General features: G+C 72.8%; 2 protein-coding genes. One reads left to right on the top strand and one right to left on the bottom strand.

From position 1 onward, the window contains the following. Positions 1–247: hypothetical protein (locus ACOMDU_RS13720; RefSeq protein ID WP_421130715.1), on the top strand; the 247-nt coding region annotated here is incomplete at its 5' end. Here ACOMDU_RS13720 and ACOMDU_RS13715 read toward each other — a convergent pair. Beyond that, positions 222–423: acyl-CoA dehydrogenase family protein (locus ACOMDU_RS13715; protein WP_421130714.1), on the bottom strand; the 202-nt coding region annotated here is incomplete at its 5' end. The two genes, ACOMDU_RS13720 and ACOMDU_RS13715, sit on opposite strands and share 26 nt — an antisense overlap.

Genomic DNA, 423 nt, shown 5'->3' with positions numbered 1-423 from the left:
GTCGACGACGGCGTCTCCCGTCATCCTGCCGACGGCCCCCGTCGTCGGACAGCCGCGGCGCGTGGGACTGCTGGCGCTGCCCGTGGCCCTGTTCTTCCTGGGCGGGACGGCGGGCGCGGCCGGCTACCTCTGGCTGGGCTTCGAGGTGGTCATCCCGGTGGCCGGCGTGCTGCTGCTCATCGCCCACCGCCGGCTGATCCAGGACCTGCAGGACGCGTGGCTCACACGAAGGCCGAGACGCCGGTGAGGACCCGCCCCACGATCAGGGTGTTCATGCCGTAGGAGCCCTCGTAGGAGTAGATGGCCTCCACGTCGCCCATGATCTTGGCGATCTCGTGCTCCGTGAGCAGGCCGTTGCCGCCGAGGGCGTCGCGGGCGCGCGCCGCCGAGGACCGGGCCAGCCGGGTCGAGGTGGCCTTGGCC

The sequence above is a fragment of the Vescimonas sanitatis genome, from assembly GCF_049060325.1.
Lineage (GTDB): Bacteria > Bacillota > Clostridia > Oscillospirales > Oscillospiraceae > Vescimonas > Vescimonas sanitatis.
This window is presented reverse-complemented; position numbering and strand designations above follow the sequence as displayed.